9 protein-coding genes are annotated in these 13,537 nt (G+C 73.5%); 8 read left to right on the forward strand and 1 reads right to left on the reverse strand.

Going from position 1 to position 13,537, the window contains the following annotated elements; all coding sequences use genetic code 11:
• Positions 1 to 56: 56 nt before the first annotated feature.
• Positions 57 to 1,382 (reverse strand): ATP-grasp domain-containing protein, encoded by a 1,326-nt coding sequence (locus tag HHX30_RS09775; RefSeq protein ID WP_169981576.1) that lies wholly within the window; start codon positions 1,380 to 1,382, stop codon positions 57 to 59.
• A 304-nt stretch (positions 1,383 to 1,686) separates the two neighbouring features.
• Between HHX30_RS09775 and HHX30_RS09780 the strand changes: the two genes are divergently transcribed.
• The 8 genes from HHX30_RS09780 to HHX30_RS09815 all read left to right on the forward strand — a co-directional run bounded on the left by HHX30_RS09780 (position 1,687) and on the right by HHX30_RS09815 (position 13,326).
• A complete protein-coding gene (locus HHX30_RS09780; RefSeq protein WP_169981577.1) occupies positions 1,687 to 1,995 on the forward strand; it encodes a chorismate mutase family protein in 309 nt (102 codons plus the stop codon).
• 55 nt (positions 1,996 to 2,050) lie between these two features.
• Complete coding sequence (pabB, locus tag HHX30_RS09785; RefSeq protein ID WP_169981578.1) at positions 2,051 to 4,123, forward strand: aminodeoxychorismate synthase component I; 2,073 nt, start codon at positions 2,051 to 2,053, stop codon at positions 4,121 to 4,123.
• Positions 4,124 to 4,125: 2 nt separating this feature from the next.
• Positions 4,126 to 5,157: a prephenate dehydrogenase/arogenate dehydrogenase family protein gene (locus HHX30_RS09790; RefSeq protein WP_169981579.1), complete on the forward strand. Its 1,032-nt coding sequence runs from the start codon at positions 4,126 to 4,128 to the stop codon at positions 5,155 to 5,157.
• Positions 5,158 to 5,162: 5 nt separating this feature from the next.
• On the forward strand, positions 5,163 to 6,848 hold the full coding sequence (locus HHX30_RS09795) for a class I adenylate-forming enzyme family protein (protein WP_169981580.1): 1,686 nt from the start codon (positions 5,163 to 5,165) through the stop codon (positions 6,846 to 6,848).
• A 170-nt stretch (positions 6,849 to 7,018) separates the two neighbouring features.
• Entirely contained in the window at positions 7,019 to 8,101 is a 1,083-nt protein-coding gene (gene aroF / locus HHX30_RS09800; protein WP_169981581.1) for a 3-deoxy-7-phosphoheptulonate synthase, read from the forward strand.
• A gap of 43 nt (positions 8,102 to 8,144) precedes the next feature.
• Entirely contained in the window at positions 8,145 to 10,265 is a 2,121-nt protein-coding gene (locus HHX30_RS09805; RefSeq protein WP_169981582.1) for a molybdopterin oxidoreductase family protein, read from the forward strand.
• Positions 10,262 to 11,719: an FAD-dependent oxidoreductase gene (locus tag HHX30_RS09810; RefSeq protein ID WP_169981583.1), complete on the forward strand. Its 1,458-nt coding sequence runs from the start codon at positions 10,262 to 10,264 to the stop codon at positions 11,717 to 11,719. Before HHX30_RS09805 ends, HHX30_RS09810 begins: the two co-directional genes overlap by 4 nt.
• A 113-nt stretch (positions 11,720 to 11,832) precedes the next feature.
• Complete coding sequence (locus HHX30_RS09815; protein WP_169981584.1) at positions 11,833 to 13,326, forward strand: MFS transporter; 1,494 nt, start codon at positions 11,833 to 11,835, stop codon at positions 13,324 to 13,326.
• Positions 13,327 to 13,537: the final 211 nt, after the last annotated feature.

Here is a 13,537-nt window from a genome sequence, read left to right on the forward strand (position 1 = left end):
CGGGGCGCGGCGGGAGGCTCATCGCCTCCCGCCGCGCCCTCGCGCGTTCGCCGGGCTCACATCCGCACGCCGGTGGGCTCGGGAGCGAGCGCGTGGATCCGTACGGCGTGCCGTACGCGCATCTCGAGTTCGTCCAGCTCCGCCGGGGTGGGCGCGTCGATGAGGAACGTCACGGCGCGGTCGTCGGAGCTGTGCAGCGGCCCGAGCTGCGCGCCGCGGTCCTTCAGCACGAGCACGGCCCGCAGCGTGGGCGGGTCGTCCGGGGCGCCGGGCGCGATCTCGGGCCACAGGCCGCCCTCGCCGACCCAGACCGGGGAGACGTCCGGCCAGTCCACCGTCACGTCGCCGAGCCGCCCGGGCTCGTGCTCCAGGTAGACCTGCCGGGCGTACCGGCGGGGCGCGGGGTAGGCGGCGGGCTCCCCGAGGGCGATGCGGACGATCTCCGGCTCCATCGGCGCGCCGGTGGCGAGCGAGTAGAGGATCGACAGGCCGTCGCCGGGAGTGCGCGCGGCGACCTCCATCAGGTACGGCCGGCCCGTGCCGTCCACCCGCCACTCGGCGTGCGCGATGCCGCATCCGAAGGCCAGCCGTTCGAGCATGCGCCGGTTGGCGTCGAGGATGACCCCGTCCACGCCGTCCAGCTCGTTCGGGACCGAGTGGGACAGCTCGACGAAGGTGCGGGCGCCCGACTCGGTCGTCTCCTTGCGGGTCACCGAGGCGAAGACGATCCGGCCGTCCTGCACCAGGCTCTCCACGGAGAACTCCTGGCCTGTCACCTTCTCCTCCACCAGCACCGTCTCGTGCGGCAGGTACGCGTCGAGCTGGGCGCGCAGCTCGGCCGGGTCGCGCACGGTCTCCACGCCCGAGCTGGAGTGGCGGCCGGTGGGCTTGACCACGGCGGGGAACGACACGCCGTCCGCGGCGAACGCGGCGCGCGCGGCCGGCGGGACGACCGCCGAGGCCGGGCTGAACTCCGGCAGGTACCACCGCTGCAGATACTTGCTGCGGCAGGCGCGGGTGGCCCGCAGGCCGGGGGAGGGCAGCCCCAGGGCGTCGGCGAGCAGGCCGGTCGGCTCGACCAGCGTCTCGCCGACCGCGTAGACGCCGGCGATGTCGTAGCGGTCCCGCCAGGCCCGTACGCCGGAGATCACGCCCGCGGTGAACGAGTTCTCCGTGTTGACGTCGCCGTCGGTGAAGGCGATCTCCTCGATGACCGAGGCCGGGTGCGCGGGGTCGCGCATCTGGGCCACCGCCTGCTCCCGCCAGGACGCCGGCGTGACCACGAGGATCCGCAGCCCCCGGCGGGACAGTTCGCGCAGATAAAGAGGGGCCCGGCAGATCACCAGGAATGATCCGGTAAGAACGAATGCCCGAGGTTTCACTTTCGCCACCGCCGTTTCTCTCACATGCTCACGCGACCGGAGGCTAGTTCCGGTGTTTCGGGCAGGTCAATAAAATTTCCCGATAATTCGGGACGAGTCGTTTCCCGATAGGGGTGAACCGGGGTCGCCGGCGACTCTTCCGCCGGGGCGGGCTGGGGCCATCGAGAAGTCCGAGGTCACCCCGGATCGTCCGGCCGCGCTGTGGGGCCGTTAGGGGTTGTGAGAAATACCCGCCGGATCGAATCCTGAATTAGCCCGACAGGGCCGGAACATCCCGTGCACCCCCGATTGGAGGGCTGTTCACATGGCTGGCAACGGCGCCGGAGTAGACGGTCTGGAGACGCTGCGGGCCTCACTCGACCGTATCGACGAGTCGCTGCTCGACACGCTGCGCAGGCGTATCGAGTGCTGCGTGGAAATCGCGCATTTCAAGCGCGAGAACGACGTCCCGATGATGCAGCCCCACCGCATCGGCATCGTGCAGCGGCGGGCCGCCCTATACGCGCAGGACCACGGGATCGACCCCGACTTCCTGCGCCGGCTCTACGAACTCGTCATCGCGGAGACCTGCAGGGTCGAGGACCTGGTGATCGGCGATGTCGCCGCTCGGTGAGCGCGACGCCGGCGGCTCACCCGGCTATTCCGACACGGCTTGGAGGAACCCCGGAATGAGAACGATCCTGATCGACAATTACGACTCGTTCACCTACAACCTCTATCAGCTCCTGGGCGAGGTGAACGGGCAGCCCCCCGTCGTGGTGCGCAACGACGCCGACTGGTCGCAGGTGCCGATCCACGAGTTCGACAGCGTCGTGATCTCCCCCGGGCCCGGCCGGCCCGAGCGGGCCCGCGACTTCGGCGTCAGCGCGCGGGCCATCCGTGAGAGCGGGCTGCCCGTGCTCGGCGTCTGCCTCGGCCACCAGGGCATCTGCCACCTGTTCGGCGGGACCGTCACCCACGCGCCGCAGCCGATGCACGGCCGCGTCTCGCAGGTGCGCCACACCGGGGCCGACATCTTCGCCGGCCTGCCCTCGCCGTTCTCGGTCGTGCGCTACCACTCGCTGGCGGCCACCGACCTGCCGGACGAGCTGGAGGCCGTGGCCTGGACCGACGACGGCGTGGTCATGGGGGTCCGGCACCGCACCGAGCCCGTCTGGGGCGTGCAGTTCCACCCCGAGTCGATCAGCAGCGAGCACGGCCGCGAGCTGCTGGCGAACTTCCGCGACCTCGCGCTGGCCCATCGCCGGGCCAGGCAGGAGGCCGCCGCGGCCGCCCGCTCGCCGTACCGGGTGCATGTGCGCAGGCTGCCGCTGCTGCCGGACGCGGAGACCGCCTACCGCGAGCTGTTCGCGGGCAAGGAGCACGGCTTCTGGCTCGACAGCAGCTCGGTGATCGAGGGGCTGTCGCGGTTCTCGTTCATGGGCGACGGCTCCGGGCCGCTCGCCGAGTACGTCACCTACCGGGTGGCGGAGGGAGCGGTGACCGTCAGGCGGTCCGGCGGGTCCGCGCAGCGCGTCGAGCAGCCGTTCTTCGAGTACCTGGACGAGCGGCTGCGCGAGCGCGCGGTGCCCGCGAGCGAGGGCCTGCCGTTCGACTTCAACCTCGGGTACGTCGGTTACCTGGGCTACGAGCTCAAGGCGGAGGCGGGCGGCCAGGCCGCGCACCAGGCCGAGGAGCCCGACGCGGCGCTGCTGTTCGCCGACCGGATGCTCGTGCTCGACGACGTGGAGGGCGTCAGCTACCTGCTCGCGCTCACGGAGGACGGGGGGCCGGACGCCGGCGACGCACTCGCCTGGCTGGACGAGACGGGAGCCCGGCTGTTCTCCCTGCCCAGGCGTGAGCCGTCCGAGCCGGCCGCGTTCACCGGGGTCGGCATGACCGACCCGGCCATCGCGGACGCGGTGGAGCTGCGGCACGACAAGCAGGGCTACCTCAGCCGGATCGGCGACTGCCTGGAGGAGATCTACCACGGCGAGTCCTACGAGATCTGCCTGACCAACGCCGTCACCGTCCGCGCCGAGATCGACCCGCTGCGGACCTACAGCCACCTGCGGACGATCAGCCCGGTGCCGTACGGCGCGCTGCTCGACTTCCCCGACGTCGCGGTGATGAGCGCCTCGCCCGAGCGGTTCATGACGATCGGCCCCGACCGGGTCGCCGAGTCCAAGCCGATCAAGGGCACCCGGCCGCGCGGCGCGACGCCCGAGGAGGACGAGGCGCTCCGCCACGACCTGCTCAGCCGCGAGAAGGACCGCGCGGAGAACCTCATGATCGTCGATCTGATCCGCAACGACCTCAACACGGTCTGCGAGGTCGGGTCGGTGCACGTGCCCCGGCTGTTCCACGTCGAGACGTACGCGCCGGTCCACCAGCTCGTCTCCACCATCCGCGGCACGCTGCGCCCGGAGGAGTCGGTGGTGAGCTGCGTGCGGGCGGCCTTCCCCGGCGGGTCGATGACCGGCGCACCCAAGATCCGCACCATGGAGATCATCGACCGGCTGGAGGAGGGCCCGCGCGGCGCCTACTCCGGCGCGCTCGGCTGGTTCTCCCTGGGCGGGGCCGCCGACCTCAGCATCATCATCCGCACCCTCGTCGCCACCCGGGACCGGGTCAGCTTCGGCGTCGGCGGCGCGATCGTCGCCCTGTCGGACCCCGAGGAGGAGTTCGAGGAGACCGTCGTCAAGTCCCGCGCCATGATCACCGCGGTGCTGGCCACCGCGGCCCAGACCGTGGGGGCCTGACCATGACCCGCGGGGAGACGGACCTGCTGCGGCGCTGTGTCGTCGTGGGTGGCGCGGGCGCGGTGGGCGGCCTGTTCGCCGGGCACCTGCTGCGGTCCGGCGCCGAAGTGGTCGTCGTCGACCCCGCGCCCGGCGCCGGCCAGCCCAGCGCCGGCCAGCACAGCGTCGACCAGCACAGCGCCGACCAGCACAGCGCCGGGGAACCGAGGTTCCTGCGAGGCGACATCACGGACATCGGGCCCGATCTCGCCGTGGAGATCGGGCGGGCCGACCTCGTCCTGCTCGCGGTGCCCGAGCCGGTGGCCCTGGCGGCGGTGAAACAGGTCGCCGCCGCGATGCGGCCGGGCGCGCTGCTCGCCGACACGCTCTCGGTCAAGGGCCCGATCGCCGAGGCGATCCGGGCGCACGCCGGGGACGTCGAGGCGGCCGGCCTCAACCCGATGTTCGCCCCCTCGCTCGGCTTCGCCGGGCGGCCGGTCGCCGCCGTCGTGGTCCACGACGGTCCCCGGACCCGGGCGCTGCTGCGGCTGGTCGAGAGCTGGGGCGGCCGTGCCGTACGGCTCGGCGCGCACGAGCACGACCGGCTGGCCGCGGCGACCCAGGCGCTCACCCACGCGGCGGTGCTGTCGTTCGGCTTCGCGCTGGCCCGCCTCGGCGTCGGCGTCGCCGAACTGGCCGCCGTCGCCCCGCCGCCGCACGCCACGATGCTCGCACTGCTGGCCCGGATCGCCTCGGGCACCCCGGAGGTCTACTGGGACGTCCAGTCGGCCAACCCGCAGGCCGCAGCCGCCCGCGCGGCGCTCGCGGAAGGCGTACGCACACTCGCCGGCCTCCTCGACGGCCCGGCGGACGGGGAGGCGGAGTTCGCGGCGGCCCTGGGCGGGCTGCGCGAACTCCTCGGCCCCGATCTCGGCTTCTACCGCGACACCTGCGCCGGCATGTTCGGCGCACTGCGCCCCCCTGAGCACGCCCTGGGCCCGTACGAGTCCAACCCCTCTACGAGCACGTCACGCCCTGTCACGACTGAAAGGTGAGACCGATGACCATCTCCCACGAGACCGTCCTCACGCCGGAGCAGCGCGCCAGGTTCGCCGCGGACCCGGACCTCGGCGGCGGCAACCTGCTGACGAAGGCCATCGAGGCGAACCCGCACCCGGAGCTGCCGTTCATCCACCTGGGCCGGCCGCTGACCAACACCCGGGGTGAGCAGCAGACCGAGTTCAGCCTGCTGGAGCTGGACGAGCTGGCCCAGAGCTGGTCGGTGTGGTACCTGCGCCAGGGCGTACGCCCCCGCGACCGCGTGGCCATCTACCTGGAGGACTCCTTCGCCTACTCCCTGCACTTCTACGCGCTGGCCCAGATCGGCGCGGTGGCGGTGCTGGTCAACAGCAAGGCGTCGCGGTACATCGCCACCGAGCTGTGCCGCCAGACCAACCCGGTCGGCATGTACACCGACCTCGCCCACCTGGAGATCCTCGGCGAGGAGTTCCACCTGCTGCCCGGCCTGCGGTGGACGCAGGTGGCCGAGGAACTGCCCGCGCCGCCGCACGCCGCGCTGCCGGAGGAGGCCCGCTTCCGCCACGTCGGCGAGGACCCGGTCTCGATCCTGCACTCCTCCGGCACCACCGGGCGGCCCAAGCCGGTCATCCAGACCCACCGCTCGTGTGTGGCCGGGCCCCGCTTCCGCCTCGTGGACCACCACGAGCAGCCGGGCGCCGTGATGATGACCGCGCTGCCGCAGTCGCACCTCGGCTGCATCGCCTACACGACGTACGCCGTGCTGGGCGGCACCCCCCTCGTGCCCTGGTTCGACACCAGCGGCCCCGAGCTGGCCAAGGCCGTCGAGAAGTACCGCCCGACGACCGTCATGGCCTTCGGCCACGCGTACGCCGAGCTGGCGGGCGCGGACCTGCCGGCCGGGGCGATCGACTCGGTCAACGTCTGGATCTCCATCGGCGACGCGGTCCACGAGAAGCACATCAAGGGCATCCTGGCCATGCGCGACCCGTCGCTGCCGCCGGCCGCGTTCTTCGACCGCCTCGGCACCACCGAGCTGGGCTGGGGCGTGCTGCTGAAGGTCCGCACGCTGGCCGACGAGCGCAACGACCGGTGCGTGGGCAAGCCGGTCGGCGTCGCCGAGGTCGCGGTGCTGCGCAGGGACGGCACGGTCGCCGACGTCAACGAGGTCGGGCTGCTCGGCGCGAAGGGCCCGGCGATCACCGCCGGATACTGGAGCGACTCCGACACCACCTACCGCAGCAAGCTGTCGGGCTACTGGCTGACCGGCGACATGGCCTACCGCGACGAGGCGGGCAACTACTTCCAGGTCGACCGGGCGGTGGACGCGATCGAGACCCCGAGCGGTACCGGCTACTCGGTCTTCATGGAGGAGCTGCTGCTCAACGACCTGCCCGAGGTCCTCGACTGCGCCGTGGTGGCGGGCATCCACCGCGGCCGCACGGTCCCGGTGGCGGTCGTGACGTCCAGCGCCGCCAGGCCGGACGCGCAGAGGCTGCTCAACGAGGCGAACGAGAAGCTGAAGGCCGCCGGTCACCCCGAGCTGACCATGCTGGAGGTCGCGCGCAACGACGAGGACTTCCCGGTCGGCGTCACCGGCAAGGTCCTCAAGCGCCGGCTGCGGGAGAAGTACAGCTCGCTGTCCACCTACATCCGCGAGAACGGCGGCAAGTCGCTCGGCACGATCCTCACCGACGTCTTCGTCTGATCCCCCACACCCGACGCCCGATCCCGCGATCGGCCCGCGATCCGCACCTGATCCGCGCCGCCGGGCCGGAGGTTCCCCCCCAAGGCCCGGCCCGGCGGCGTGCACGCGGAGGCGACCGCCGGCCCGACCCCCATGCCAGACCCGACCACATGGATGTGGAGAGGATTCCCATGACTGACGCCGAGCTGTTGCTGGTGTTCGACTCGACGATCGATCCGTCCGGCTTCGCCGGGTGGGCCCGGCACTTCGACTCCACCGGAACCACGGCCAGGACCTACCGGCTGGGCGGAGCGGACGTGATAGTGGCCCAGGGGCCCGCCACGCTGCTGCCCGCCCCGGCCGACCTGCCCCGGCCGCGGCAGACCGTACGGGCGGGCGGCGGCTTCCGGCTCGGCCGGCGCGAGCTGTTCCCCTCGGGCACGGTCGTGTCCATCGGCTCCGCCGTGGTCGGGGACGGGGACATCGCGGTCTTCGCCGGACCCTGCGCGGTGGAGAACCCCGGGCAGATGATGTCCACGGCCGCCGCCGTCGCCCGGCACGGCGCGGTCGGCCTGCGCGGCGGCGCGTTCAAGCCGCGCACCACGCCGTACTCCTTCCAGGGCCTCAAGTGGGCGGGCCTGGAGCTCCTGGCGCAGGCCAGGGAGGAGACCGGCCTGCCGATCCTCACCGAGGTCGTCGACCCCCGGCACGTCGACCGGATGGCCGAGGTGGTCGACGGCTTCCAGATCGGTACCCGCAACATGCAGAACTTCGAGCTGCTGATCGAGGTGGGCCGCAGCGGCATGCCGGTCGTGCTCAAGCGCGGCTTCGGCTGCACGGTCGACGAACTGCTCACCGCGGCCGAGTATCTCCTGGCCGAGGGCAACGACCAGGTCGTGCTGTGCGAGCGGGGGATCAGGACGTTCGAGGGGGCCACCCGCTTCACGCTCGACCTGTCGGCGGTGGCGCTGCTCAAGCGGCGCACCCATCTGCCGGTGATGGTCGACCCCAGTCACTCGCTCGGCATCCCCGAGCTCATCGAACCGCTCACGCTGGCCGCCGTGGCGGCCGGCGCGGACGCCCTGCTGATCGACGTGCACGTCCAGCCCGAGCAGGCGCTGTGCGACGGCAAGCAGGCGCTGCTGCCCGAGGACTTCGCCCGGCTGATGAACCGGCTGGAGATGCTCGCGCTCGGCGTCGGCCGCCGGCTGGCCCCCGCCCCGGCCGCCGACTACTCCGGGATCCACGACGCCCTCACCCCCGACGTCGTCTAGTCCGGCCCGGCTGCTTACGAGTGCCGGTCGAGGAGGTGGAGCGATGCGCGCGGCGACGAGCACGCGCCCGGCGGACGCCGCTGTCGGTGCCGTCGACACTCACTGCCCGTACTGCGCGTTGCAGTGCGGCATGACCCTCAGCCCGGCGGGCCGCGCCTCGGTCCGGGTGCGGCCCCGCGACCCGTCCGAGGGCGGCCTGTGCCAGAAGGGCTGGACCGCCGCGGCCCTGCTCGGCTCGCCGGCCCGGCTCACCACGCCGCTCGTCCGGGACGGCGGGACGCTGCGCCCGGCAAGCTGGGACGAGGCCCTCGGCCTGGTCGCCCGCAGGATCAAGGAGATCGTCGCGGCACGAGGGCCGGACGCCGTGGCGGTCTTCGGCGGCGGCGGGCTCACCAACGAGAAGGCCTATCTGCTCGGCAAGTTCGCCCGGGTGGCGCTCGGCACCTCCCAGGTGGACTACAACGGCAGGTTCTGCATGTCGTCGGCGGCGGCCGCGGCGCACCGCGCCTTCGGCCTCGACCGGGGGCTGCCGTTCCCCCTGGCCGACCTGGACGGCGCGGACGCGGTGCTGCTCGCCGGGGCCAACCCGGCCGAGACGATGCCGCCGTTCATGTCGCACCTGCGCCGTGCCGTGGACGCCGGCGGACTGATCGTGGTCGATCCCCGGCGCACCCCCACGGCCGAGCGCGCCGCGCTGCACCTCGCGCCGGCCCCCGGCACCGACCTCGCGCTGGCGCTCGGCATCCTGCACGCCGCCGTGGCCGACGGGCACCTCGACCACGCGTACGTCGCCGGCCGTACGACGGGATTCGAGGAGGCCTGGCGGGTGGCCGCCGGCTGGTGGCCCGAGCGGGTGGAGCGGGTGACCGGCGTCGCCGCCGCCGACCAGCGCAGGGCCGCCGCGATCCTGGCCGGGGCCGCGAGCGCGTACGTGCTGACCGCGCGCGGCGCGGAGCAGCACGCCACGGGTGTGGACACGGTCGGGGCCTGGATCAACCTGGCGCTCGCGCTGGGCCTGCCCGGCCGCCGGGGCTCGGGCTGGGGTTGCCTGACCGGCCAGGGCAACGGGCAGGGCGGGCGCGAGCAGGGGCAGAAGGCCGACCAACTCCCCGGCTACCGGCGGATCGACGACCCGGCGGCCCGCGCGCACGTGGCGCGGGTGTGGGGAGTCGAGCCCTCCGCGTTGCCCGGCCCGGGACGGTCGGCGTTCGAGCTGCTCGACGCGCTCGGCACGCCGGACGGCCCGTCCGCGCTGCTGGTCTTCGGCAGCAACCCGGTGGTCTCGGCGCCGCACGCGGGCCGGGTGGCCGACCGGCTGGCCGCGCTCGACCTCCTCGTGGTCGCCGACCTCGTGCTGTCGGAGACCGCCAGGGCCGCCGACGTGGTGCTGCCGATCACGCAGTGGGCCGAGGAGGACGGCACGATGACCAACATCGAAGGGCGCGTGCTGCTGCGCCGCCGCGCGCTCGCCCCGCCGCCCGGGGTGCGCACCGACCTGGAGGTCCTGCACGACCTCGCCGTACGGCTCGGGCAGCCGCCGGAGCGCTTCCCCGCCGACCCCGAGACGGTCTTCACCGAGCTGCGGGCGGCCTCGGAGGACGGCCCGGCCGACTACTCGGGCGTGACGTGGGACCGGCTGCGGGCCGGAGAGCGGCTGCAGTGGCCGATACCCCGCCGGCCCGGACACCGGGGGACGCCGCGGCTGTTCCTGGACCGGTTCGCCCACCCCGACGGGCGGGCCAGGTTCGTCCCCGTGGACCACAGAGGGCCGGCCGAACCGCCGGACGAGGAGTTCCCCCTCTACGCCATCACCGGGCGGGTGCTCCAGCACTACCAGTCGGGCGCGCAGACCCGGCGTGTGGAGGAGCTCCGCGCGGCCGTGCCCGAGGCGTACGTCGAGGTGCACCCGGACACCGCGCGGCGGGCCGGGCTGCGGGACGGCGCGGCGGCGGCGGTCGTCGGCAGGCGCGGGCGGACCCTCGCGACGGTGCGCTGCGTGCCGTCGATGCGGCCCGACGTGATCTTCCTGCCGTTCCACTTTCCGGGCGCCCAGCGCGCCAACCTCGTGACCAATCCGGCGCTCGATCCCGTCAGCCGGATGCCCGAATTCAAGGTCTGCGCCGTACGGCTGTCGCCGGCGGCGGAACGGGAGGCCGCGCGATGACCGGTGTCACCAGGGTCGTGATCGCCGGCTACGGCATGGCCGGCGCCCGGCTGGCGGAGGAGATCCGCCGCCGGGACCCGGCGGGGGAGCGCGTCGCGATCGTCGCGATCGGGGACGAGCCGCACCCGCCGTACAACCGGGTCCTGCTGTCGAACGTGCTGGCGGGCGCGATGTCCGCCGAGTCGGTGCGGCTGCAGGAGGAGGGCTGGGGCGCCGGGCACGGCGTCGAGGTGCGGCGGGGCCGGACGGTCGTGTCGATCGACCGCGCCGGGCGCGGCGTCGCGCTCGACGACGGCACACGGGTCGGCTACGACGTGCTCGTGCTGGCCACCGGCGCCCGCGCGTGGGTGCCGCCGGTGGAGGGCCTGATCGGCGACGACGGGGGTCCGGCCCCCGGCGTGGCGACGTTCCGCACGCTGGACGACTGCGCCGCGATCACGGCCGGCGCGCGGGGCGGCGTGCGGGTGGCCGTGCTCGGCGGCGGCCTGCTCGGACTGGAGGCGGCCAGGGGCCTGGCGGCGCGCGGCAACGCGGTCACCGTCGTCCACCACACCGGCCACCTCATGGAGCGCCAGCTCGACCACGGCGCGGGCCAGGTGCTCGCCCGGGTCCTGGGCGGCCTCGGCGTGCGGGTGCTGCTGAACTCGCGGGCGGCCCGCTACCTGCCGGGCGACGGGCTCAAGCTGGACGACGGCCGGCTGGTCGCCGCCGACCTCCTCGTCGTGGCGGCCGGGGTGCGCCCGCAGACCGCGCAGGCGTCCGCCGCCGGGCTCGCCGTCGACGGCGGCGTGCTGGTCGACGACGACCTGCGCACGAGCGACCCGCTGATCCACGCGATCGGCGACTGCGCGCGGCACCCCGGCACGGTGCCCGGCCTGGTGCAGCCCGCGTGGGAGCAGGCCGCCGCGCTGGCCGCGCTGCTCACCGGCACGCGGTCGCCGTACCGCGGCACGAAGGTGGTCACCCGGCTCAAGGCGAGCGGGGTGGACCTGGCCGCGCTGGGCGACGTGCACGCCGCGCCGGACGACCCGCGCGCCGAGGTGCTGTGGCTGAGCGAACCGGCCCGGGGCCGCTACGCCAAGCTCGTCGTCCGCGACGAGCGGGTGGCGGGGGCCATCGCGATCGGCGTGCCCGACGCCGCCGCCGCGATCACGCAGTTCTACGACCGCGGCCTGCCCGTGCCGCCCGACCGGCTCGCGCTGCTGCTCGGCCGGGCCATGCCGTACGGCGAGGGCGCCGCCTCCGGCGACGGGAACGTGGCGGCGCTGCCGGGGACGAGCGTGGTGTGCCGCTGCAACACGGTCAGCAAGGACGCCCTGGCCGCCGCGTGGCGGTCGGGGGCCCGTGACGTGACCGCCCTCGCCTCCGCCACCCGGGCGACCACGGGGTGCGGCACCTGCGCCGACGCGGTGTGCGGCATCGCCCGCTGGCTCGCCGAGTCCGAGAACGCCTGACCCGGGGAAACGCCCGACTCCAGAACGCCCTACTCCCGAGAACGCCTGACTCCCGAGAACGCCTGACTCCCGAGAACGCCTGACTCCCGAGAACGCCTGACGAGGAGACGCACATGAGCGCGCGAACCAGGGCCGCCCGGCGCGGCCGCGGCTGGATCGAGCACTGGAACCCGGAGGACGAGGAGTTCTGGGAGACCACCGGACGCCGGGTGGCCCGGCGCAACCTGATCCTGTCGGTCTTCACCGAGCACCTGGGCTTCGCGATCTGGGTGCTGTGGTCGGTGGTGGTGCTGAGCCTGCCCGCCGCGGGGCTGCCGATGAGCGTGTCGGAGTCGTTCTGGCTCGTCTCCGCGCCCAACCTGGTGGGCGCGGCGATCCGGATCCCGTACACGTTCGCGGTGCCGCGCTTCGGCGGCCGGGTGTGGACGACGATCTCGGCGGTGCTGCTGCTGATCCCGTCCTCGCTGCTCGCGTTCGTCGTGCCGAGCGGCTGGCTGGCCGCGCAGGACCACGACACGAGGTTCTGGATCCTGCTCGCCTGCGCCGCCGTGGCCGGCGTCGGCGGCGGCAACTTCTCCTCCTCGATGGCGAACATCTCGTTCTTCTATCCCGAGCGGCGCAAGGGCTTCGCGCTCGGCCTCAACGCGGCGGGCGGCAACCTCGGCGTCGCGGTCGTCCAGCTCCTGGTGCCGCTGGTGGTCGTCGCCGGGGTGCCCGTGGCGGCGTCGGGCACGCGGGTCCACCTCGCGTACGCCGGGCTGATCTGGATGCCGTTCATCGTGGTGGCCGCGGTCTGCGCCTGGCTGTTCATGGACGGCCTCGCCGAGGCCAAGGCCGACCCCCGGTCGTACGCCGCGGCGCTGCGGCACGGGCAGACCTGGATCGTGTCGCTGCTCTACGTCGGCACGTTCGGCTCGTTCATCGGGTTCTCCTTCGCGCTGCCGCTGGTGATCAGGACGACGTTCCCGGAGTTCCTCGCCCAGCATCCGTTCGTGCGCGACTACCTCGCCGGGCTCGGCTTCGTCGGGGCGCTGGCCGGGTCGGTCGCCCGGCCGCTCGGGGGCCGGCTGTCCGACCGGTACGGCGGGGCCCGTGTCACGCTGGCCGTCTTCGCCGGGATGGTGGTGGCGACGGTCGCGGCGGCGGGCGGGGTGATCCGCCACGACTTCGGCCTGTTCTTCTGCGCCTACCTGGTCGTCTTCGCCTGCTCCGGGGTGGGCAACGGCTCGACGTACCGGATGATCCCGGTGATCTTCGGCGAGCTGGGGCGCAGGGAGGCGGCCGCCCGCGGTCTCGACCCGGCGCTGACCGCGCCGGACTACAAGCGCAAAGCCGCGGCGGTGATCGGCATCGCCGGGGCGATCGGCGCGTTCGGCGGGTTCCTGATCCAGCAGGTGTTCCGTCTGGCGAGCACCGACGCGGCGAGCGCGATGAAGGGCGCGACCGGCGCCGCCGCGGCCCGCGTCGCCCAGGAGCACGCGGGATGGTCGCTGCCCGCGCTGTGGATCTTCGTCGGCTCCTACGTGCTGCTCGCCGGGCTCACGTGGTGGACCTACCTGCGGCGCGGGCCGAGCCGCGCGCCGAGCTTCGCCTACGCGCGAGTGTGAATTTTCGTAGCACCATTTTCGTAGCACTGCGGCGTAACCAAAGTTGTAGGCCGTGTGCCCCTTCCGTCATCCGGCCTGGTCATTAGGGTGCGCGGCCGTTGTGGCGGCCATACGTGCGTGCCAACGTGCTGGTCAGAGGGCCCGCGAAACAGGCCCGTACGGGGATTCGGAGGATTTCGATGGCACGTCGCATCCGCGTGAGCAAGCCGAC

It is taken from the genome of Microbispora sp. H10836 (genome assembly GCF_012999525.1).
GTDB lineage: Bacteria > Actinomycetota > Actinomycetes > Streptosporangiales > Streptosporangiaceae > Microbispora.